Origin of the sequence: Mucilaginibacter sp., from assembly GCF_041660805.1 — a bacterium.
Lineage (GTDB): Bacteria > Bacteroidota > Bacteroidia > Sphingobacteriales > Sphingobacteriaceae > Mucilaginibacter.
In genome coordinates this window covers 269,471-292,151 of record NZ_JBAZVP010000004.1, presented here as the reverse complement: position 1 = coordinate 292,151, position 22,681 = coordinate 269,471, and the positions used below count along the sequence as shown (strand labels likewise).

The window sequence follows — 22,681 nt, the reverse complement described above, 5'->3', positions numbered from 1 at the left end:
CAACACCTCCCTTTTTTATGTTTTGATATTGCCGGTAAACTTCAAGGAGTTTTGCACATAACACAACGTGCAGGTTCAGGCTTAGGTTTTGTACAAGCTTTAATTTTGATCCATATTCCAAAAAACACTAAGGCGAGAAGAAAACACGCTAATTGTGCCACCGCTATCCAAAAGCTTTTGTTTAAGGTTTTAAGATACCCTATAGAAATAAGAAAAATCAATACTACAGCGATAACTATCGAGATAGCAAAAAAAAGAATTGCCAATTGCAATGGGCCAATTAACTTCTCAGCGCCATTTTCCACCGCTTTTTGAAATACAATAGTACAACCTGTAGCAGCAGCAAAATTAATGGTGATAAGCCACTTGCTCCATTCTGTTAAAAGTTGAAATTTTTCATTGTGCTGCGGTTGTTGCGGTTCTTCCATTGTAATTGCTTGTTGGTTAAGGTAGTACAAGATAATATTTAATAATTCAATTACGGCTTACCCAACAACATAAATAAAGTTCAGTTTTAATTCCGAAACATACTTTATACATCCATGTTATTTAAATAATCAAACCCAACAACATGAGCATTACATTAGAACAGGCAGAGAAACTGTCAGAAGCCGCGAAAGAGAAAGCAAGGGCAATCAACGTCCCCATGAATATAGCTATTGTAGATGAAGGTGCTAACCTGGTATCATTCCACCGGATGAACAACGCCTGGCTGGGGTCAATAGATATTTCTATTAAAAAAGCCAAAACCGCTCGCTTCTTTGATATGAACTCCGGCGAAATAGGTAAACTTTCGCAGCCCGGTGGCCCATTGTATAACATTGAACACTCTAACGGCGGATTAATAACTTTCCCGGGCGGTGTGGTACTTAAAGATGCCGATGGTAAGATAATCGGTGCTATTGGCGTATCCGGAGGTTCTGTTGATCAGGACCATGAAGTTGCATCCGCAGGGGCCGATGCCTTGTAAATTATAAAATACTCCTCAAAAAAGTCCCCGGAATGGAGTTTCGGGGACTTTATTTTATACTATCTCAAATATTGCCATTAAATGATGAAATAATAAATACCAAGTGGTATATTTGTTTTATGAATAAGGCAACCTCAAAAGCAGAACGTACAAAAAACTTCATTATTGAAAGTACTGCAGAGATCTTTAACAAAAAAGGCTTTGCCGGTACTTCACTATCTGACCTTACAGAAGCCACCGGGCTTACTAAGGGAAGTATCTATGGTAATTTTGAGAATAAAGAAGAAGTAGCATTAGCAGTATTTGATTATAACTATGCCCGGATAGCAAAATTGACTATTGAGCAGGTAGAAAAAGCCGCAACTTACCATGATAAGTTAATGGTTTACGCAAAGGTTTATAAAAACATTACCAGGAGCCCTATAAACCGTGGCGGGTGCCCAATATTAAATACCGCCATTGAAGCAGACGATACCAACGGCCTATTGAAGGAAAGGGCGGCTAAAGCTGTACTTAAATGGCAAAACAGCTTAAACCGGTTAATTGAGCAGGGAATAAAAGCAGGTGAGTTTAGGGAAGATGTTGATGTTAAGCAAACAGCAGTATCAATAATTGCGCTGATTGAAGGCGGGGTGATGATAGCCCGTATTACCAATGACCATACCAGTATGGATAATGTTGTAAAAACCATTGAACTGCTTATCAAGCAAATACAAAAATAATTTTTTTTGACTTAATATATACCAATCGGTATATATTGAATAATCAGACACAAATAAAATATCATTTAACTGGAATATCTATCAATAAAAATATACCAATTGGTATAGTGCAACATGAGCCCTTTAAAACGACAAATACTTTTAATAACTGTTATTGCCGCTGCAATAATGGAACTGATTGATACCTCTATTGTAAACGTAGCGCTCAATTATATGAGTGGTAACCTTGGTGCAACCCTGGAAGATACCTCATGGGTAATAACATCTTATGCAATTGCCAATGTTATTATTATACCCATGACCAGTTTTTTAGCCGTTAACCTGGGTAGGCGAAATTATTATATAGGATCAATCATTTTATTTACGGTTTGTTCCTTTTTATGCGGTAATGCTACCGGTATATGGGAACTGGTAGCCTTCAGGTTTTTGCAGGGATTAGGCGGTGGTGCTTTGCTTTCCGTTTCGGCAACCGTAGTATTTGAGCTCTTCCCTAAAGAAAAGCAGGCAACCGCAAGCGCGTTGTTTGGAATAGGTATTTTCATTGGGCCCACTATTGGCCCAACTTTGGGAGGTTATATCACCGAAAACTACTCATGGCCCTGGATATTTTATATCAACATCCCAATAGGTATAGCAGCAGCGGTTTCCTGTTTCTTTTTGCTATATGAACCTGCCATCAAACAAAAGCTTCAAAAAATAGACTGGGTAGGGATTTTTCTCTTAATTATTGGGATAGGCTCCTTACAAACAGTGTTGGAAAGAGGCGAGACTGATGATTGGTTTGCTGCCGGGTATATTGTTTTCCTTTCAGTTTTGGCACTCATATCGCTTGTCGCATTTGTGATATGGGAATTAACTACGCCAAACCCGGTGGTTAACTTGCGCATACTACGGTTCAGATCGTTAAGCATTGCCGCCGTGCTCACTTTTATAACCGGGATGGGTATGTATACCTCTATCTATCTTACGCCTGTGGTTGCGCAACGCTTATTGGGTTTTACACCTACACAATCAGGGCTTTTACTTTTACCGGGTTCAATTATAGCAGTATTAGCACTTATCTTAACCGGTAAGTTATTGCAGAAAGGTGTTTCACCGGCCTTGATAGTATTGCTGGGTTTTTTCTGTTTTATTTATTTCAATTGGTCAATGTCGCGCATAAACCTGGAGACGCCGGCATTTGATATCAGTGTAAATTTAATATTCCGTGCCATAGGCATGGCGCTTTTAACAGTTCCGTTAGGGACACTTGCCGTATCCTCTTTAGAGGCTAAAGATATGCCGCAAGGCACTGCCCTAAATAATATGATGCGGCAGTTGGGCGGTTCATTTGGTATCTCCATCATCAATACTTATGTGGCACGGAGGGTAGCATCACACCGTATGGATCTGATAACGCATATTACACCAGATAACCCGCTTACTGCAGACCGGATAAGTACTTATACAGGCTTGTTCCAGCAAAAAGGTTTCAGCTTGTTAGATGCTAAATTAAAAGCCATGCAACTGATAGAAAAAGTGGTAGTAAAACAATCTTCATTCTCCAGTTATCTGGATGCTTATTTCCTTATCGGGTTATTTTTTGCGGTGGTGCTGCCTTTGTTATTATTTGTTGCTAAGCGCGATAAGACTAAACCTGTGGTTGTGGCCTCATCAGATCATTGATCGTGGTAATTGTCTGTTCCGGTTCACACCGGCAAATAGTTTCAGGGTTTAGGTAGAACTTGAGTTCATTGACACGCCAACTAATGTTAACAAAAGGCAAACTACCGAGCATACAGTACGGATGTTGTGTAAAAGTAGCCAGGGCTGCTCAAATTTTATTCTTTGATTAGCAATTTCATTTACAGACGCGGTTTGCAAATTAAAATTATCCAGTGCATTATTCAAGGGCACGTTACCAAAAATAGTTACCCCAAATACACCAATCGCATATACCACGGCTGCAATCAGCAACAATAAAAATTTGCCTTGTAATGGTAACGGATAATGTAAATATGCACTTAACGGAAGCAATATTAATGTTCCCATAAAACTTGCAAAAAAAAGCGGGTTTTGAATAGTCCTGTTGATGGATTGCATGGCAGCTATGTACTCCCTGTCGGGCAGGCGGCCCAAACCAATATTTACGGAGCAGCTGTAAGCATAAAACAACCCGGCTATTAAAGCCGTGGTTGTTGCGGCTAATAATAAAATTATATTGGTCATAGTTATGTTATTCATATATCCATATGTCAATTACCTTGTAAAGATATGATGCTTGTTGTTCTTTTACAATGGAATTGGCCACCAATCATAATGCGACCGGCATTTTAAAATATATTAGGATTTACCGTGTAGAAATTTTTAAATTTGATATCATTGTAAACCTGATTTTTCTAAACTAGTTATGCCTGAAGTAAATTCATTTAATGATAATTCATTTAATGAGGAGCGGTTGTTATTAAGCAAAACCTCGTCAGGAGATGAGTTGGCATTTCGCAGAATATTTGACAGGTATCGAAAAAAGGTATATAGTTATGCTTTAAAGATCATAAAATCCAGGGAGCAGGCAGAAGAAATACTCCTGGATGTATTTTTAAAAATATGGCAGCATAAAAACCTGGCAGAGATTGAAAACCTGGAATGTTATCTCAGAACCATTACCCGCAACCTTGCTATTACAGCCTTGCGCAGGCATAACCTGGAATTGATGATAAACCAGGAATTGTGTAACGATTGGAAAGAAGCGGATAACCTCACAGAAGAAACTATTTCGGTAAATGAAACCGCTCATATCTTTAACAAAGCTCTTGATCTGCTAACTCCTCAGCAAAAATTGGTGTACACGCTTTGCCGTGTCGAAGGATTAAAATACAGCGAAGCGGCAGAGCGCCTGGCTATTTCTCCGCTTACGGTTAAAACTCATATGCAGCATGCCTTACGCTCTTTACGCGCTTATATAGATATTCACAGCAACGCCGGTATTGTTGTTATTTTGCTGCATATCGCGGTTCATCATAACTGCCTGGGCTAACTGTTATTTTTTTATTTAATGATACGCTTTATGCACTTTTGATGATCAACAAGAGATTGAAGCTCGGCCACCTTTATACTGATCAACCATTTTTCCGTCACTGTTTTAAGTAACGAAGCGCAACACATCCTGATTGAAAAATCTTTGACTCCACAAGTTTTAATTCTAATTTCTCCTGTAGGCTAATTCCTTCTAACATCCGCCTCCCTTCTCCTGTAACTATAGGTTGGAAAACAAAACAGTATTCATCAACCAAACCAAGTTCTATCAGTTGTGAAGAAAGACTTACACCACTAAGCAAAATATTCTTGCCTTGTTCCTGTTTCAATTTCAATATTTCGTCTTGAGGGTTTGTCCGAACAATTCTCGTGTTTTTATCTTCAACCCTGTCTAACGTTCGGGAGAAAACAAGTTTGCCTATGGAGTCAAATATTCGGGCAAATTCGTTCGCTACTTTGCCCATAGACTGTTTTTTTGCAACATCAGGCCAAAAAGGAACCATCAATTCGTAAGTTTTACGCCCATATACAAGTAGGTCAACATCTCGCATAAGGTCTGTAAAATATTCATGTATTTCTTCATAGCCAACTGATTTGGTGTGGTCACAGCAACCATCCAGGCTCATGTTGATGGCGTAGATTACCTTTCTCATTGGATTGATTTTAGTTTTGATTTTCTTAAAATTAGTGATTTTTTTAATGTTAAGTAGTCTCATTAAAAAGGAACTTACACTAACATAAAATTATTTTTGCCGCCTATACTCCGAACGTGTTTCCCAAGCGTCTATGTATTTAGAAAGCAGGCATATCCTATGCCTGCAACCCTAACCAATTATGACTAATACAAGATTGCTGTATCTGTACCAACGATATATTGATGATCAATGCACCGCCGCGGAATTGCGGGAGTTAAAATCATTACTAAAAGATCCGGCACTGGAGGCAGATCTTCAGCAGATGTTAGATCATACGTGGGATGAGCTTTCAAATGACCCATCATTGGTTGATGTTTCTGAGCAAAGAAGCCTTCAGATCTACCAGCAGATTGTTGAGCAGGCGCAATACCAAAAAAAGAATCAGTACTGGTGGCTTAAAATAGCAGCATCTATCCTATTGTTAGTTTCGGTAAGCTTACTATGGTATACTTCACAAAAGCAACCCGCCCTTACAGCGCAACTGGAAAAGCCAAAAACACCGGATATTATGCCTGGCGACAATAACGCTGTGTTAACCCTGGCCAACGGCAGCAAAGTAATTCTGAATAGCGCGCAAAATGGGCAAATTGCCAGGCAGGAAGGTACAACGATCCAAAAAGTAAAAGATGGTCAGCTGGTTTATGCCACCGCTGTAAATACCAACGCACAGGAAGGGTTGCAATGGAATACCATTACAATACCAAAGGGAGGGCAGTATGGCCTGGTGTTGGCAGATGGCACACGTGTTTACTTAAATTCAGCCTCATCGCTCACTTATCCAACAGCATTCAGCGGCACCAGCCGGGAAGTTTCACTTAAGGGAGAAGCTTATTTTGAAGTGGCCAAAAATGCGAAAATGCCTTTTAAAGTGAATGTGAATGACCGGCAACAGGTAGAAGTATTAGGTACTCATTTTAATATTGAGGCTTATAGTGATGACCGTGTTATACATACCACTTTATTAGAAGGTTCAGTAAAATTACTTTACCGCGATAAGCAGACCATACTGAAACCAGGGCAAATGGCTGTTAATGATATAGGCGCATCCTCCCTGCTAATTAAACCCGCAGATAGCGATGAAGTAATGGCCTGGAGAAACGGGATGTTTATTTTTAATAATGAAAATATTACCAGTCTCATGAAACGGATTTCCCGATGGTATGATATTGATGTGGTTTTTAAGGGGAATATGAAAGATATCAGCTTTGTAGGAAATTATTCCCGCAACAAAAGCTTAGCTAATTTACTCAGGAACATCGAATCAACCGAAAGGGTCCATTTTTTAATAGAAGGAAGGAGGGTAACCGTTATCGCCCAATAAATACTTAATTTCTATCCAAAAACCGGGAGTGTTGCAACCACCCCCGGCTATGTTAGCTCCAGGCTAATATGGATAACAAGCCAATTGATATAGACAACCAATTATTTATTAATCCTAAACAAATGTATAAAAATTTTACTGCACACAAGTGTAGGAATAGAACCTGCTATACGCTTAAATTCCTGCTGATTATGAAGCTCTCAATTGTTATTTTGATGGTCACCTGCTTGCAGGTTAGCGCATCAAGTTACGCTCAGGAAGTGAGTATTAATGTTAAAGATGCCTCTATTAAGCAGGTGTTTTATCAGTTAACCAAACAAACTGGTTACAACTTTATTTGTGATGCCGACCTGATTAAGGAGATTGATCATGTTTCGCTGAGCGTTAATAAAGCGCCTTTAAAAAATGTGCTCAAAGAGTGCTTTGCTAATTTGTCTGTAGATATTCTTTTTAATAATGATAACACCGTAGTGATCAGGAAAAAAGTTATTGCAGAAAAGGTCAATCCCCAAAAAGTAAGTATCGTTATTATCGGTAAGGTCACTGATGATAAGAACCAGCCTTTACCGGGTGTAACGGTTAAAATAAAAAACACACAAAATGCCGCGGTAAGCAATGTGGATGGCAGTTATAAAATAACGGTGCCCGACGAGAATACCATACTTGTATTCAGCTCTATTGGTTTCCAAACCCAGGAAATTAAAGTTGCTGATAAAACAGTTATCAATGTAGCATTGGTTGAACAATATACCACATTGAACGAAACCGTAGTTATTGGCTATGCCACACAATCCCGGCGGGACCTGACCGGCGCGGTTTCATCAGTTAGCGCTGCTCAATTAAAAGATATCCCCGTTAATTCTGCCTTACAAGCATTGGAAGGCCGCCTTGCAGGTGTAAACATCAGCACAACTGAAGGAGGGCCAAACGCTGCCGTAACCATTAAAATAAGAGGCGGCGGCTCTATTACACAGGATAACACACCGCTATATATTGTGGATGGTGTACAGATAGAAGATGCCCTGAATAAAATATCACCCCAGGATATTGAAGCTGTTGATGTTTTAAAAGATGCAGCTTCAACCGCTATTTATGGTGCAAGGGGCGCTAACGGAGTTGTTATTATCACTACCAAAGGTGGTAAGGCTATGAAAACTGTTGTGGCCTACAATTATTTTGTAGGGGTTAACAAACTGGCCAATAAATTCGGCGTAATGAACCCCAAAGAATTTATTGAATACAACTGGGAAAAGACAAGAGGCACCACAGCAGACAGCGTTAGTTTTACAACGCAATATGGTAACTCATGGGCTGGTTTGGATGTGATTAGAAATAAACCAAATGTAGACTGGCAACAATTAACATTTGGCAGTAGTGCACTTACACAAACCCATAATGCCAGTATTACCGGCGGCGATAAAGCCACCACTTTTAATGTTAGCTATACCAACAATAATGAGAAGAGTATTATGATCAATTCGGCCTACAACCGTAACCTTGTTAACATGCGTTTTGATCATATCATTTCAGATCAGTTAAAGGTAGGGGTAAGCATTGGTTATAATAATCAAGGCATTGATGGGAGCGGAACAAGTGCTTCAGGCAACGTTACCAACAACCGCTTGCGAAACTCGGTCAAATACCGCCCATTCCTGCTTAATTCTACCGATCCGAATGATGCCCAGGATGCAGCTTATTTTGCTTTAACTAATTCAACAGGCTATTATCTCATTGATCCTATTGAATTTGCCAATGCTTCTTACAGGCATAACAATGCCAGAAATACTACTATAAGCGGCTATCTTAATTATACCCTTAATGATTTCTTGTCCATTCGGGCTACAGGTGGTATCAATAAAACCGATGGTAAACTTGATGTGTTTGATGATTTTAATACTTATAATGCCATCAGCAACAGTGCCGGGCAACCTATTGTAAATATTACAAACAGCAGTACATCTTCTATAAATGAAAATACCGTACTAACGTTCTCTAACCGTTCCTTCAAATCTGCATTCCATAAAAATAACGCGATCAATGTGCTTTTAGGGCAAGAAAATTATGAGGTCTCTGCAATAACACAAACCGATCAGATCCGTTATTTCCCCATTGGTATTACACCTGAAAAAGCTTTTTCACAGCTAAGCCTGGGAACCTCCACACCGCTTTACCCAACCGCCGGTGATTCAAAAAGCCGGATCACATCTTATTTTTCAAGGGTAAATTATGGTTATAAGGGCAAATATTTAGTAACTTTTAATGTAAGGGCAGATGGTTCTTCAAAATTTGCGCCGGGGCATCAATGGGGTTACTTTCCATCGGGTTCAGCCGCCTGGCGTATCTCTGACGAAAGCTTCTTTAAGAAAACAGATTTTGTTTCTGATATAAAGCTTCGCGTTAGCTATGGTTTGGCTGGTAACAACCGCATTAATGACTTTCTTTATACTTCCTTATACCGGTCAAATGCAACACCTTACAGCCTGAATAATACCCTTTATCCCGGTTATGCCATTAACAGTTTGGCCAATCCCAATTTGAAATGGGAATCTACGCTTTCACGCAATGCCGGTTTAGATATTAATTTTTTTAACAGCCGTTTGCAGGTAAGTATTGATGCTTATATGAATGATACCCGCGATTTGTTGATCAACGTGCCTGTTGCAGCTAATTCTGGCTTCACCACGCAATTACAAAACGTTGGCAGCGTGCAAAACCGCGGTTTAGAATTACAACTGAGTTCTGTAATTTTTGCTAAAAAGGACATGAGGTGGAATGTTAATTTCAATATCTCTACCAATCATAATGAAGTTACTAAACTGTCTAAAGTGTCAAACCAGTATTTCGCCAGTTCTGGCTGGGGTGCCGGTAATGAATACCTTGTGAAGGTAGGCCAACCGGTGGGTACCATTTGGGGATATGTAGCCGATGGGATGTATACCTTAAATGATTTTAATTACAACCCAACTAACCACGCCTATATTTTAAAACCTGGCGTAGCCGATAACAGCGCTTCAGTAGGTACACCGGCCCCGGGTACTAAAAAATTAAAAGACCTGAATGGCGATGGCTTAGTGAATATTAATGACCAAACCATCATAGGGAATGCACAACCAAAATTTACAGGTGGCATAAATAACCAGTTTGTTTATAAAAACTTTGACCTGAGCATATTTGTAAATTTTGTGCTTGGCAATAAAATATTAAACGGCGATAAGGTTGAATTCAGTAATGCCTATGCGGGTAGTTACTCCAACTTAACATCTATCATGAACAACCGCTGGCGCACTATTGATGCCAACGGTGTTTTGCAGCAATATGCCATTACTGTAGGAGGTAAAGCAGTGCCTGCAGGTGCACCGCCTGAAGTGCTGGCAGCTTTAAATAAGGATGCCACAATATGGCAGCCTATTAAAGGTGGAAACTACCTGGAACTGGATTCATGGGCAGTAGAAAATGGTTCTTTTCTGAGGATCAATAATATCACCTTAGGCTATAATATGCCCCTTAAAACATTGCTTAAATTCAAGAGCACCAGCTTGCGCATATATGGTACGGTTAATAACGTAGCTGTGTTGACAGGTTATTCCGGAATGGATCCTGAAGTGAGTACCAAGAATTCCAACTATGTTACCCCTGGTGTTGATTCCTCGCCTTATCCACGCAGCCGGACATTTATTATAGGTGCAAATGTTAAATTTTAAAAATATTCAGAATATGAAAATTCAAATAAGATACTGGTTATTTTTATTAACCGGATTGCTTTTAACAGGACTATCACTTAATTCCTGTCAAAAATATTTAAGCCTGAGCCCAAATTCTGCCTTTGACGAAAACTATGTTTTTGGCAGTGTTTCTGATGCGACAAAAGCTGTACTGGGCACCTATGCTACGCTTGCGGGCGACCGCGGTTACGGTGGCAGGCTTCAATATTACTTTTCTAACGATTGTGATGAATCATATTGCAATGCCAGTAATACCAATATTATTGGTGGTGATAACGGCGCTAAAGCACTTAGCCGCTACAATGCTTTGGCTACCAATACTGAACTTGATGCCGAGTGGAATATATTTTATGCCGGCGTTGATCGTGCAAACCATTGCATTAAAGGCATTCCCAAAATGGATTTGTATACCAATGGTTCGGCTGGTGAAAAAGCCAGTTTGCAAAGGTTATATGGTGAAGCGCTTACTTTAAGGGCGCAGTTTTATTTTGATCTGATTAAGTGCTGGGGCGATGTGCCGGCTCCTTATATTCCGTCTACAGATCAGCCCGATCTAAGCCTGCCGGCAACAAACCGCGATTCTATTTACGATCATATCCTGAATGATCTGGCAACAGCGGGCAGCTTACTGCCATGGCGCGGTGACCCCGGTGTAGCCGCTGATGAGCGGATCACCAAAGGCGCAGCCAAAGCGTTAAGGGCCAGGATAGCACTTTTTAGGGGTGGTTACTCACTGCGTGCAGCTTCCAGAAAAATGGAAAGATCTGCTGATTATAAGAAATATTATAAAATTGCCCTTGACGAGTGCAGCGAAATTATGGCATCGGGTAAACACGGGCTTAACCCCAGCTTCCAATCTGTGTTTAAGGATAATTTTGATGCTCATAAGATAGACCCCAGTGGAGAATCACTTTTCCAGGTAGGGCTTTCCGGCGGAACCGGTGTTTCAGATGGCAGGATCGGTTATATTGATGGTACCCGCGTTAACTCCAATGGCTCCGGGTCAGATTTTGCCCTGCCTACCTATTTTTACAAATTCGATAGTAATGATCTGCGTAAAGATGTAACTATAGCAACTTATGCCATTAACGGCTCAGGTTATTATATTGGCTATGCCACTTCTTTCGGGCCTTTTGTTATGGCAAAATTCCGCCGCGACTGGCATACTAACCCGGTAAACCTGCCTACTAATACTTCGGCTTATGCTGGTATTAGCTGGCCGATGATCCGTTACTCTGATGTGCTGTTAATGTTTGCCGAAGCAGATAATGAAATTAACCAGGGACCCAGCCAGGCCGCAATTAACGCATTTAAATCAGTACGCCTGAGAGGTTTTGGCGGCGATGCCAGTAAAATGGGAACTATACCAACAGATTATCTGGGCTTTTTTACGGCTATTACCAACGAAAGAATGTTTGAATTTGGTGGTGAAGGTTTAAGGAAATGGGATCTGATCAGATGGAACCTGATCAATAGCATTTTTGCAGAAACCCGCGCAAATTTGGCCAAATACAGGTTGCTGCAAGCGCCTTATAATAATTGCCCGGCCAAAATGTACTTCCTTAATAATTCGGCTACCGGGATTGTTTATTCTTCAAGCTATTATCAGCCCTCTGTGGCAACAGCCCCGGCAGGGTATACCAGCGTAAACTGGGCAGCAGCTTTTTCAGCAGCCTTTACTACAGATTGGGCAGGTAGTTTTGTACCAAATCAACGCGAGATCTTACCTTATGGTCCTTCTACGCTAAGCAGTAACCCAAACCTTCATCAGGGATATGGTTATTAAAATAAATAACAAAAAACAAGAGTTGGTAGCACGCTGCCGGCTCTTGTTTAAATCGATCTTCATTTTGTTGCTGATGTTTTTTATCAGCCAGCATGCAATTGCGCAGCGGTTTAATATTTTGGATTATGGTGCTGTAAATGATACATCGAGGTTAAGTACTGTTGCAATTAATAAAGCTGTTCAGGCCTGTTTTAAAGCGGGCGGTGGTACTGTTGTTATTCCACCCGGCAATTTTAAAAGTGGTACTATCACTTTAAAAGACAATGTAGAGCTATCCCTTGAACGGGGCGCAGTTTTATATGGCAGTACTAATCATCAGGACTTTCCGCGCCAGCAACAACCAAAATACCGTTCTCAAAAAGATCCGGGTGGTTGGTATGCGCTGATCTATGCGGAGGGTGCAGATAATATTGGCATTAGCGGCTTTGGTACTATAAACGGACAGGGCGCAAAGCAGTTTTCCAGATATAGCCCCAGCCAGCATGTTATTGATGATCAGGATGGAAGGCCCCGCAATATATTATTCATCTCCTGCAAAAATATTTCGGTACAAGATATCACCATGCAAAACTCGGGCGTATGGAACCAGCACTACCTTAATTGCGAAGATGTGATGGTTAATAACATCCGTGTTTATAATCATAGCAATAAAAATAATGATGGTATTGACATTGATGGCTGCCGGCGTTTTGTTTTGTCAAACAGCATCCTTGATTCTGATGATGACTGTATTACTTTAAAAAGTACCGGCGCGGCCCCTTGCGAAGATATTACCATTAATAATTGTATAGCCAGCAGTTTTTGCAACGCCATTAAATGCGGTACAGAATCAACAGGAGGTTTTAAAAATATAGTGATCTCTAACTGTGTGGTAAAGCCCTCCCGCTGTTTAACGGTACCTGTGTTTAAAACCCCGCGGATAGGGCAAACCGGTATCGCACTTGAAATAGTTGATGGGGGAGTAATGGATGGCGTTACCGTAAGTAATATAGTTATTGAAGGTACGGAATGCCCAATTTTTGTGAGGTTAGGTAACAGGGCCCGCAAGCATATTAAGGAAGCACCGGAGCCGCCTTTTGGAAAAATGCGTAATATTTCAATAACCAATGTAACCGCCTACAATACGGGAAATTTCTGTTCTTCTATTACAGGTGTGCCGGGCGTTAAAATAGAAAGCATCGAGTTGAGCAATATCCGCCTTATCAATAAAGGCGGGTTAAAAGAGGGAGAATACCGAAGCGATCTTACCAAAGTAACCGAAAAGGAAAAAGACTATCCAGACCCTACCGAATGGGGTAATTTACCCAGCTATGGTTTATTTATCAGGCATGTAAATGATATTTCGTTATCAAATATCACACTCGGTTCTTTAAACAAAGATATAAGGGTACCCATATTAGCCGATGATGCGGATCACTTATTCATCAGTAATTTAAAGGCTGAGGCCGGGGTAGAAAAACAGGTTCAGTTAAATAATGTAAAAAGCTATAAAAGGCTTTAGTACCCAATTCTTATTTAATATCAATGACAAATTTAAGATACAGGTTTCTTGTATTGGCGGCTATACTATTGCTTATTGGGCGTGTAAATGCCCAATCAGTCCCGGTGCAAAACCTGGTGACAAATCCCGGTTTTGAAGAAGGTGCAAGCCCCTGGCAATTGGACAACTGGATGAAAAATGAGGTGTCTGCTGAGAGGGATGACAAGAATCCACACAGCGGGCATTGGTCTATGAAAGTTCAATTGATTAAAGTGCTCAATTCACCAATGGTGATGTATAATTTCCCTCGCCTGGCAATACGGCCCAAATCGGCTATACAAGTTAAGTTTTGGGCCCGGGGCGTTAGCAATGGTGCAAACCTTACTGTTATGGTTCGCAAGGAAATTGAACCTCGCAACACTTATCTGCGAACAGAGATGAACCTGACTGATGAGTGGCAGGAGCATACTTATACCATACAGTTGCCTGAAGATGCCAGGCCCGATGCTACCTCGCTTCGTTTTGTATTGAACCAAACAGGAGTTTTTTGGATAGATGATATATCAGTAATAGAATTGCCTGCTATGGACAATGGCCCTGTGCCCACGGTAAATGCCATCCGGAATCCATCTTTTGAAGTGGGTACTGATGGTTGGACAGCCACCTTTCGTAAAAGAGAATTTGGTACACAATCACAGGAATCAGGCAATGGGGCCCCCGCTCCGGACGATGCCCGGTTGGAAACAGAAACCGCATCCAATGCACCAGATGGCAGGCGTTTCTTAACCTTTAAAATAGATAAGGGCTGCCGTAATGTACTAACCAGCGCGTACTTTCCTGCGCGCTATGGGCATCCCGGGAAATTACGTTTTTCTTTACGGGCAGATAGCGTGCATACTTTTGACGCGGGCATTGGTGGAGGTATAAACTCGGCTACATCTATACAAACACAAACGGTAAAGACCACAGCGGGATGGAAGAAATACAGCTTGCCTTTTACCCTCAAACCGGCGCAGGATGGCGTCTATTTTGTCATCTTTAAAATGAATGAACCAGGGCGATATAATATTGATGCGGTTTCATTTGTGGAAGATGATCAGACTGGCACACTACCGGATCCGCCCGCTGCAGCCATACAATCCTTGCCTAACGGGCCGATAGCTAATCTGTTCGGCCAAAAAGACCATGCCTCGTTTAAACTGGTGATAGCCGGGGTGCAGCCCAATATTTCAAAAACCTATCAAGTAGCTGTCGTAAACTACCTGGAACAAAAAATTGCCACTTATCCTGTTAAGGTTTCTTTAAACAATGATGGCTATGGCGAAAAGATATTTGATGTTCCTGTTAAAACATTCGGTGCTTTCCGTATTGAAGCCCGCCCGGCCAACAACCCGGAGCTACTGGCCGAACAGATCTATAGTGTCTTACCACCGCTGCCATCGCCGGCAGACCGGCCGGATTCTTATTTTGGTGGACATGTAGATTTTACTCCTTATAACCTGGAGATTGCCCGTAAAGGTGGCTTTCGTTGGATAAGGATGTGGCCACCGCTGGCAGCCACCTGGATAGCTGCCGAACCTAAACCCGGTGTATGGAACTTTCAAACGGCCGATGTAAAGCGTGCTGCACAGCAGGGCTTCCAGATTAGTGGAATATTTGGCACTACTCCCGATTTTAAAGCCGACCTCGATCCAAAAAGTTCTATTGGCAACCGCTGGTCGCACAGTTATCCTCCCAATAATATTAACGAATGGAAAGAATATATTGCCAGGTGCTACACTGCTTTTTACCCATACGTTAAAACCTGGGAAATTTGGAACGAACCCGACGGCGGATATTTGCAGGTAAAGCCCGAGCTTAAGAAAGTTGATGTTTATACCAGGCTTTTGAAAGCCGCCCGGCAGGTACTGGATTCTATTGGTAAACCGGTAACCTTAATGGGGCCGGCCGTAGCTGCTATAAACGCATCGTTAGGGTGGGAAGTGCTGCAGGCAGGCGGCGGGAAGGATATGGATGCTTTTTCTTTTCATTTTTACAGTCTGGCTGCCGGTGGTGATAACCCGGATGACGCATTTGTATTACCGCTGCTGCAAAAATTCAGGACCTATAAGAATAAGTCAGGTGAGCCGATGCCTTTGTGGCATACAGAAGGCGGCATGTATTTACAGGGTTCGCGCAGCTGGCTTGCTACTTATCGCATCCCTGCATCATCACCTGCCAATAAACCAAGCGGGGCGGCAGCAATGGTAAGGGCCGCGCTTTTCTTTAAAGCTATGGGGGTAAAGCGGTACTTTGATTTTGAACTATACACTTCTGCTGCCGGGCGCGAAATTAACAGCGATTTAACCGCCGGATTTATTGAAGCCACTGGTATCCCCGGCCCTGGCATAGCAGCGCATGCAGCAATGGTAGCGCTTACCGAAGATGCCACACCTGCAGGGTTTGAAGACCTGAAAACCGGTTCAGCGCAACTTAAGGTGGCGCATTTCAAAAAAGATAAGGGGATACTTAATGTTTACTGGTCTAACCTGCCGCTATCTCTTAAACAGGTGGTGCGCTTAAAACCGGGAGACCGGGTGCTGGACATGATGGGTAACCCCGTTGCTCCCGAGGTGGCCCTTATAGGAGCGTTTCCTTTATATGTGATTAGTTCAGGAAAAAATTAAAATTATATCGTCGCTTTCAGTTCGGTTTTTGCTTGCAAGATGAACCCATAAAATTAAAAAGATGCTTTTGAATAAATTAATATTAACAACAGGCTTGCTTTATTGCAGTGTGGTACTTAGTCACGCTCAATCACAAAAACAACCGGTTGATTACGTAAATAACAACATTGGTGTATTGGATGGCATGGATGCATCCAATTGTGTAATTGGCCCTCAATTACCGTTCGGCTCTATCAATCCCAGCCCACAAACAAAGAAAGGCGGTAATGATGGCTATAATCCAAACGAGGATATCAGGGGTTTTGGTCAGATACAGATGAGCGGCTCAGGCTGGGGCTCCAACGGACAGATATTTCTTTCACCGCAAATTGGCCTGGCTGTTGGCGAAACGGAGCATGATTCACCAAAGGCGAATGAAAAAGCATCCCCCTATGAATACGGCGTCACGCTATCGAGGTATCATATTCGCACAGAGGTAACGACTTCATGGCACAGTGCAATTTATAAATTTACGTTCCCAAAATCAGACAGCGCCCATATTCTGCTGGACCTTACCCATAATATCCCCATGGATATCCGGCCCCAAATTGGCGGCTCTGTATCTCAGGGTACAGTAACGATTGATGCCGGTGATAACAGGTATATAACCGGGGATGGCATTTACCGGGGCGGTTTTGGAGAAGGCGATTACCACATCTGGTTTGCTGCAATGGTGAGTAAAAAACCTGTTCAATCGGGCACATGGCTAAATGGCGCTGTTTCTATGGGGTCAACCACGCAGCGTTTACTTAAAAAGGAGGACAGGGTAGGCGCGGTTCTTGGTTTTTCTACTACGGAGAACGAGGAGGTGTATTTAAAAATTGCTGTTTCTTACAAAAGCATTGAGCAGGCAAAAGCATGGTTGAATACAGAAATAAAAGATTTTAATTATGACCAGGTAAAGGAAACAGCGAAGGCTGCCTGGAACACCACTTTAAAAAAGATAGAAGTAGAAGGCGGCACTGAAAAAGACAAAACCCTTTTTTATACAGCCCTGTATCATGCCCAGCTAATGCCGCGTAACCGGACAAACGACACCAGGAATTTTGGCAAGGATGTTCCTGTATGGGATGACCATTCTGCCGTTTGGGATACCTGGAGAACAGTATACCCTTTGCATGCATTGATTACGCCGCGAATGGTAAGTGGCACTGTTAACTCTTTTATTGCAAGGTTCAAAAAAAATGGGGTAGTAAGGGACGCTTTTGTTAATGGTAATGAAATGAATATGGAGCAGGGCGGCAATAATATAGATAATATTATTGCGGAAGCTTATCTAAAAGAGGTAAAAGGAGTAAATTGGGAGGAAGCTTACAGCGTATTAAAGCATAATGCGGACAACGAGCGCCTGGGAAGTTTTATGTGGCGTAAGCAAGACAGTGCTAATAACACATATATGAAAATCGGGTGGATTCCGCCGGGCATGATGAATTGCTCTATGACCCTGGAATATGCTTACAACGATTATTGTATTGCGCTTGTTGCAAAGGGATTAGGTAAAACAGCTGACTATAAGAAATACCTTAACCGCAGCCACCAATGGGTTAACCTTTGGAATAAGGATGCGGAAAGCGATGGTTTTAAGGGCTTTATTATGCCCCGCGAATTAAACGGCGAGTTTGTGCAAACAGACCTGAAGAAGTACCCCGGTTCATGGAAAAATTATTTTTATGAAGGTTCCAGCTGGACCTACTCCTGGTTTATGCCGCACGATTTTAATAAGCTGGTAGAACTGAATGGCGGCAAGGACGCCTTTGCGAAAAAACTGGAATATGGTTTTAAAAATAACCTGATAGATTATGGTAATGAGCCCGCTTTTTTAGCAGTGCAAGGGTTTCAGTATGCCGGCAGGCCAGACCTGAGCAGTTACTGGGTGCGGAAACTGGTGAGGGACAGGTTTACAGAAAAAGGCGGCCCCGGGAACGATGATAGCGGGGCAATGAGTGCATGGTACATTTTCTCATCTATGGGCTTTTTCCCAAATGCAGGGCAGGATATTTATTATTTGACAGGGCCATTGTTTAGCCGTGTTATGATGCACATGGGTAACGGAAAAACCTTGGTTATTACAGCGCCAAATGCATCCGAAAAGAATATTTACATGCGGGGTGTAACCATCAACGGTAAAAAATTGACAGGCACTATCATCACTTATCAGGATATTAAAAATGGTGGAATAATCAATTTTGATATGAGCGATACCCCACTAATAACTACAAAATAAACCATCAGGCAATGATTTTAAAACGACTTATATTTTTTTGTTTAATAAGCCTGACTTTGGCAGGTAAGCTACAGGCCCAGTCGGCTAAATGGAAGTTAAAAGACTTTGCCATTGATTTGAATAAATTAGTGACCCTGCCAAGCCAGCTTTGGGTGGGTAGCGGCTATACCACGGTTAGCCCTGTATTAGGTTCTGTAATGGGTACAGCAGATGTAATGTCTCCACCTATTTCTGGCAGGAATTTCTCTTTTAAAGCGTTGTTTGTGGCCAACGGCGATACAATCAGAGATCAGTTTGTGTGGGGAAGCAAACCCAATAACGTGCTTTACACTGGTGGCAACTGGCAGCCCGACCAGATCATTCGCCGGGGGATTTACCACAGAATGCATGCGGGTGGGATGCTCTCATTTGAGATTATCTCGCATTTAATCCCTTTTGCGGATAAATCGGGATTTATGATCCGTTACGAGGTTATCAACAAAGGAGATCAAAAGTTAACGCTTACGTTAGTTCCATTGGTTAACCCGGGCAAGCCGTCCTTTATCGCGCTAAATAAATGGGGGTTCACTCCACCGGCCTGGGGATATTCACCTGCTCCATTTGGGTTTTCGCCCCCGGCAGATACTATAAAGGTGAAAAAAACCGGCAACAATGAATGGGCTACAGAACAGATCAAGCTAAAATTTTTCCAGGAAGGAAATAAACTGATAATAGATCCTGCTAAAAAAGGGACTGGTTATGTGGGTGTGGTATTTGCTGACAAGGCAGCCACTCTGCCTGAAAAAAGCGATTTTTTAGCTTGGGAAAACAATACCAACAAGATATGGGCAAATCGCCTGCAATGGGCACTTGGCAAAATCCCCACTTTAAAAACCACTAATTCGGCACTGGAGAATTACTATAAAAGATCAATAATCTCCGGCCTGGTATGCATATGGGAAAAGCCTGATTTTAAATTAAACCCAACCGTGGTAACCAGTGGTCTGGATGGCGGCTCAATGACAACCTATCTTTGGGATGTGGCAGGTTATGCACCCAACCTGATGACTCTGATGATGGGTGATAAAATATTGAACATCACCCGTAATATGACGGACATTGATCTGGAACAGTATAACGCTTTTACCCCGGATGGAGCCGGCTCAGGCGTGCGCTATGCCTATAGCACAGTTAGTTTTGCCACCCTTGTTTATGCCATAGCCTGCCAGGATAAAATTTATCCGGATTTGTTTGAACAGGTGAAAAGACTGGTGTTAAAAGATGAAGAGCGGCCTATGGTTAACGGTATTGTTGACTATGGCGAACAAAAGAACTTATTGGAGATGCGGGGCATGGGTTATGAACACATGGTGCCAAGCCCTAATTCTGAACGGGTATGGAATTTTCGCAAATTAGCCGAGATGGGCCAGAGAATCGGTTATGATCCCGCAGTGATTGACCAATGGAAGAAAAAATCAACCAGCATTGCAGAAAATATCCGAAAGGAACTATGGGATAATAAGGCAGGCTGGTTTTATTGTAAATACCCCAATGGGCATAAAGAACTGGTTTACTCCATCCAGGTATTTGATATGCTAAGGTCCGGCGTTTGCACTCCCTATATGAAGCAAAAGATGATGGAGCAACTGGTAGAACATAAATTTTTATTCCCATACGGTGTTAGCAGTATCTCTAAGGCAGATTCTCTGCACTACGAAGTAACAGATACTGATTGGGGTGGTGGTGGCGCATATACAGGCGATGTGGCACAGCTGGCACTCGATCTTTATCATGAGCACGTTCCGGGCAAAGCCTGGGATGTTTTGCAAAGACAATTCTGGCTGGGAGAATTGTGGCCGTATTTTCCGCAGGAGCATTTTTGCGATCGCCCGGCATCACCTGTTTTTAAACGTGCAAATATCGTAGCCGGCCTTACCGGTGCCGAAGCTATTTTATATGGGCTTATTGGACTGGATCCCCGGCTTGACGGTAGTTTATGGATCAATCCACAAGCCCCATCCAAAGATAAAATAACAATTAAAGGGTATGGTTTTAGAAAACATTTGATCAATGTTGTCACCAATCAATCTTTTTTAAGGGTAGAAGCAGACGGTAAGCTGATTTACGAGGGCAAGCCCAAATTGCTTAAAGTTTTATAGTTAAACAATGGTTTGGTTGGCTTCCCGGTAAGCGATTGGGGTTTGGTTAAAAGTGGCTTTAAATGTTTTGTAAAAATGCCCAAGGTTGCCAAATCCGCAATCGTTACAAATGGCTTTTATAGGTGTATTTGTCATGGATAGCTGTCGTGCTGCAAAATCCATTCTTAACCCGGTTATAAATTCAGAAAGTGTTTGTTGGTAACAGGCGCGGGTTACCCGGTTTATATGGTCAGCGTTTTTTCCGCAAAGGGTGGCGAATCCCATTATACCTTGTTTAAACCATTCTGGAGTAACATACTCCCTGGCAGCTTTTTGCAACCAGGCGGGTATCTGCGGGTTCAGATCTAAATCTTTATTAGTATCAGTTAAGTTAAAAATGAAAAGTAATAAGGCATCCAGATAAAATTTGGATTTTTTGTTTTTCCAGGTCTCTTCTGCCTTTTGAGACAGGCGCCTTACCTGTGTCTTATCAAGCAGGGTTGCGTAGGGCAGTGAATCCGGTGTCCAAAAATAATCATTGGTCTCCAGGAAATAGCGGTTTCTGAAATAGGCAAGTGTTTCTGCAGGGAAAGCCAGGTTCATAATGGTTAGGCCATGGCCATTAGAAGTAAAAGTATGCTCATCGTCCGGCCTGATCATAACCAGGCTACCGGCGCCTAAAGGCAATTGCTGCCCATTAATAATATGCAGGCCTTTTCCGCTTTCAATCCAAAAGATCTCAGCATAATCATGATTATGCTGAGACAGGTCATCGCGGGAATGGATAGTCACCCTTGCTATATGGAGGGCGTCCTCATCTCCCATGAATTGCCGTAAAAGAAACCGTTTACTCATATACCAAATTTAGCAAACCTATTTCAAGTAAATTAAAGGATTGTTTCCCTGGTTATCGCCCCGGCAATGATATATTTTTTTGTTTAGGTTATTAGGATGTTCACGGTTAAAAACCATGTCGGTATTAAAATAGCGCATCGTATAACCCGTCCTTCTGGTTTGGCTGGTATTGGCGTTGGCACCATGAATTATCCTTGAATCATGTAATGAAAACCTGTTTTTCTTTAGCTCGAACCATACCACATCATTTTCATTAATTAGGCTGTTTTTGATCTGGAAATTGAATATTTTATGGTCAGTGCCCATATTTTCATACTCCGAGAAACCATTGTGATGTGTGCCTGGTAAAACACCCATGCAGCCATTTTCTGTAGTGGCTTCATCAATGGCCAGCCAGATAGTTACAATGCCGTCAAAATTGTTAAAACGGCCCTCCCAGTAGGCACTATCTTCGTGCCAGGGTGTTTTTTGACCTGTTTTTGGTTCTTTACAAATAAAACCGCTGCTCCAAAGTCCAACATTTGGCCCTATAACTGCTGATACTACATCAATAACCTCATCGGCCAGTAAAAAATCAAATAAACGGTCGTCAGTTAAGTGGGGCGCATTCAGTTCATCCGGCCTCAAATTGCCCCGGTTTGCCAAATGCTCTTCAAAAATTTCAAACAAGCGTTCAAACTTTGCTTCATCAAATAAAGGTATGTTAGGCAGTAAATAACCGTTTTCATGATACAGGGTAACTTGGTCCGGCGTAAGGAGCGAATTGTTTTTAGTAATCATATATTTAGTTTTTGATGGTTTTTTATAAGAATATATTATTTCTCCAACAGAGAAATATATTGTTAACAAAAATAAACTAATGCTTATGCTATTTGCGCTATAAAGCTTTACCCTTAAAGCTGTTTTTAATACGCTATAACGATAATTGTGTTATTACTTTGGATAATGTAATTAATGCAACCACCACATCAACAAAACAGGAATATGTACCTATGATAGATATTTTTCACATTTAAGCTTATTAAGTTGGGCTTATTATGTAGCGATAATGTGTATCAGTTTTTACATT

16 protein-coding genes are annotated in these 22,681 nt (G+C 41.8%); 11 read left to right on the top strand and 5 right to left on the bottom strand.

All coding sequences use genetic code 11. From position 1 onward, the window contains the following. Positions 1-41: 41 nt before the first annotated feature. On the bottom strand, positions 42-428 hold the full coding sequence (locus WC743_RS08340) for a hypothetical protein (RefSeq protein ID WP_373011455.1): 387 nt from the start codon (positions 426-428) through the stop codon (positions 42-44). Between the two features lie 143 nt (positions 429-571). On the opposite strand from WC743_RS08340, the gene WC743_RS08335 reads away from it, so the two are divergent. The 3 genes from WC743_RS08335 (at position 572) to WC743_RS08325 (ending at position 3,357) form a co-directional block, all read left to right on the top strand. Continuing rightward, complete coding sequence (locus WC743_RS08335) at positions 572-970, top strand: heme-binding protein (protein WP_373011454.1); 399 nt, start codon at positions 572-574, stop codon at positions 968-970. Between the two features lie 119 nt (positions 971-1,089). Beyond that, positions 1,090-1,692, top strand: coding sequence for a TetR family transcriptional regulator C-terminal domain-containing protein (locus WC743_RS08330; RefSeq protein ID WP_373011453.1), 603 nt, complete (start codon positions 1,090-1,092; stop codon positions 1,690-1,692). Positions 1,693-1,806: 114 nt separating this feature from the next. Next, a complete protein-coding gene (locus WC743_RS08325) occupies positions 1,807-3,357 on the top strand; it encodes a DHA2 family efflux MFS transporter permease subunit (protein WP_373011452.1) in 1,551 nt (516 codons plus the stop codon). Positions 3,358-3,405: 48 nt separating this feature from the next. Here WC743_RS08325 and WC743_RS08320 read toward each other — a convergent pair whose 3' ends face one another. Further along, positions 3,406-3,900 (bottom strand): DUF1772 domain-containing protein, encoded by a 495-nt coding sequence (locus WC743_RS08320; RefSeq protein ID WP_373011451.1) that lies wholly within the window; start codon positions 3,898-3,900, stop codon positions 3,406-3,408. A 181-nt stretch (positions 3,901-4,081) separates the two neighbouring features. On the opposite strand from WC743_RS08320, the gene WC743_RS08315 reads away from it, so the two are divergent. After that, on the top strand, positions 4,082-4,708 hold the full coding sequence (locus tag WC743_RS08315) for an RNA polymerase sigma factor (RefSeq protein ID WP_373011450.1): 627 nt from the start codon (positions 4,082-4,084) through the stop codon (positions 4,706-4,708). A 97-nt stretch (positions 4,709-4,805) separates the two neighbouring features. On the opposite strand, the gene WC743_RS08310 is transcribed toward WC743_RS08315, so the two are convergent. After that, complete coding sequence (locus WC743_RS08310; protein ID WP_373011449.1) at positions 4,806-5,360, bottom strand: dihydrofolate reductase family protein; 555 nt, start codon at positions 5,358-5,360, stop codon at positions 4,806-4,808. 181 nt (positions 5,361-5,541) lie between these two features. Between WC743_RS08310 and WC743_RS08305 the strand changes: the two genes are divergently transcribed. From WC743_RS08305 to WC743_RS08275, 7 genes are all read left to right on the top strand, one after another. Next, entirely contained in the window at positions 5,542-6,723 is a 1,182-nt protein-coding gene (locus WC743_RS08305) for a FecR domain-containing protein (RefSeq protein ID WP_373011448.1), read from the top strand. Positions 6,724-6,914: 191 nt separating this feature from the next. Further along, positions 6,915-10,424: a SusC/RagA family TonB-linked outer membrane protein gene (locus tag WC743_RS08300; protein WP_373011447.1), complete on the top strand. Its 3,510-nt coding sequence runs from the start codon at positions 6,915-6,917 to the stop codon at positions 10,422-10,424. Between the two features lie 13 nt (positions 10,425-10,437). Beyond that, positions 10,438-12,231: a RagB/SusD family nutrient uptake outer membrane protein gene (locus WC743_RS08295; protein ID WP_373011446.1), complete on the top strand. Its 1,794-nt coding sequence runs from the start codon at positions 10,438-10,440 to the stop codon at positions 12,229-12,231. Continuing rightward, positions 12,221-13,732 carry a glycoside hydrolase family 28 protein gene (locus WC743_RS08290; protein ID WP_373011445.1) on the top strand — a complete coding sequence of 504 codons (1,512 nt, stop codon included), beginning with the start codon at positions 12,221-12,223 and terminating at the stop codon, positions 13,730-13,732. The genes WC743_RS08295 and WC743_RS08290 overlap by 11 nt, the downstream gene beginning before the upstream one ends. Positions 13,733-13,755: 23 nt before the next feature. After that, complete coding sequence (locus WC743_RS08285) at positions 13,756-16,377, top strand: carbohydrate binding domain-containing protein (protein ID WP_373011444.1); 2,622 nt, start codon at positions 13,756-13,758, stop codon at positions 16,375-16,377. Between the two features lie 61 nt (positions 16,378-16,438). Further along, positions 16,439-18,640 (top strand): GH92 family glycosyl hydrolase, encoded by a 2,202-nt coding sequence (locus WC743_RS08280; RefSeq protein WP_373011443.1) that lies wholly within the window; start codon positions 16,439-16,441, stop codon positions 18,638-18,640. An 11-nt stretch (positions 18,641-18,651) separates the two neighbouring features. Next, a complete protein-coding gene (locus WC743_RS08275; protein WP_373011442.1) occupies positions 18,652-20,778 on the top strand; it encodes a hypothetical protein in 2,127 nt (708 codons plus the stop codon). On the opposite strand, the gene WC743_RS08270 is transcribed toward WC743_RS08275, so the two are convergent. Further along, entirely contained in the window at positions 20,779-21,612 is an 834-nt protein-coding gene (locus tag WC743_RS08270; RefSeq protein WP_373011440.1) for an AraC family transcriptional regulator, read from the bottom strand. It abuts the gene before it with no gap. 18 nt (positions 21,613-21,630) lie between these two features. Further along, a complete protein-coding gene (locus WC743_RS08265; protein ID WP_373011438.1) occupies positions 21,631-22,392 on the bottom strand; it encodes a phytanoyl-CoA dioxygenase family protein in 762 nt (253 codons plus the stop codon). Positions 22,393-22,681 lie beyond the last annotated feature (289 nt).

Bases quoted from the DNA above. Each gene is read 5' to 3' on its own strand.
- WC743_RS08305 (WP_373011448.1), top strand. From the start codon at position 5,542: ATGACTAATACAAGATTGCTGTATCTGTACCAACGATATATTGATGAT.
- WC743_RS08290 (WP_373011445.1), top strand. From the start codon at position 12,221: ATGGTTATTAAAATAAATAACAAAAAACAAGAGTTGGTAGCACGCTGC.
- WC743_RS08325 (WP_373011452.1), top strand. From the start codon at position 1,807: ATGAGCCCTTTAAAACGACAAATACTTTTAATAACTGTTATTGCCGCT.
- WC743_RS08295 (WP_373011446.1), top strand. From the start codon at position 10,438: ATGAAAATTCAAATAAGATACTGGTTATTTTTATTAACCGGATTGCTT.
- WC743_RS08280 (WP_373011443.1), top strand. From the start codon at position 16,439: ATGCTTTTGAATAAATTAATATTAACAACAGGCTTGCTTTATTGCAGT.
- WC743_RS08340 (WP_373011455.1), bottom strand. From the start codon at position 428: ATGGAAGAACCGCAACAACCGCAGCACAATGAAAAATTTCAACTTTTA.
- WC743_RS08320 (WP_373011451.1), bottom strand. From the start codon at position 3,900: ATGACCAATATAATTTTATTATTAGCCGCAACAACCACGGCTTTAATA.
- WC743_RS08265 (WP_373011438.1), bottom strand. From the start codon at position 22,392: ATGATTACTAAAAACAATTCGCTCCTTACGCCGGACCAAGTTACCCTG.
- WC743_RS08335 (WP_373011454.1), top strand. From the start codon at position 572: ATGAGCATTACATTAGAACAGGCAGAGAAACTGTCAGAAGCCGCGAAA.
- WC743_RS08315 (WP_373011450.1), top strand. From the start codon at position 4,082: ATGCCTGAAGTAAATTCATTTAATGATAATTCATTTAATGAGGAGCGG.
- WC743_RS08330 (WP_373011453.1), top strand. From the start codon at position 1,090: ATGAATAAGGCAACCTCAAAAGCAGAACGTACAAAAAACTTCATTATT.
- WC743_RS08270 (WP_373011440.1), bottom strand. From the start codon at position 21,612: ATGAGTAAACGGTTTCTTTTACGGCAATTCATGGGAGATGAGGACGCC.
- WC743_RS08300 (WP_373011447.1), top strand. From the start codon at position 6,915: ATGAAGCTCTCAATTGTTATTTTGATGGTCACCTGCTTGCAGGTTAGC.
- WC743_RS08310 (WP_373011449.1), bottom strand. From the start codon at position 5,360: ATGAGAAAGGTAATCTACGCCATCAACATGAGCCTGGATGGTTGCTGT.
- WC743_RS08275 (WP_373011442.1), top strand. From the start codon at position 18,652: ATGATTTTAAAACGACTTATATTTTTTTGTTTAATAAGCCTGACTTTG.
- WC743_RS08285 (WP_373011444.1), top strand. From the start codon at position 13,756: ATGACAAATTTAAGATACAGGTTTCTTGTATTGGCGGCTATACTATTG.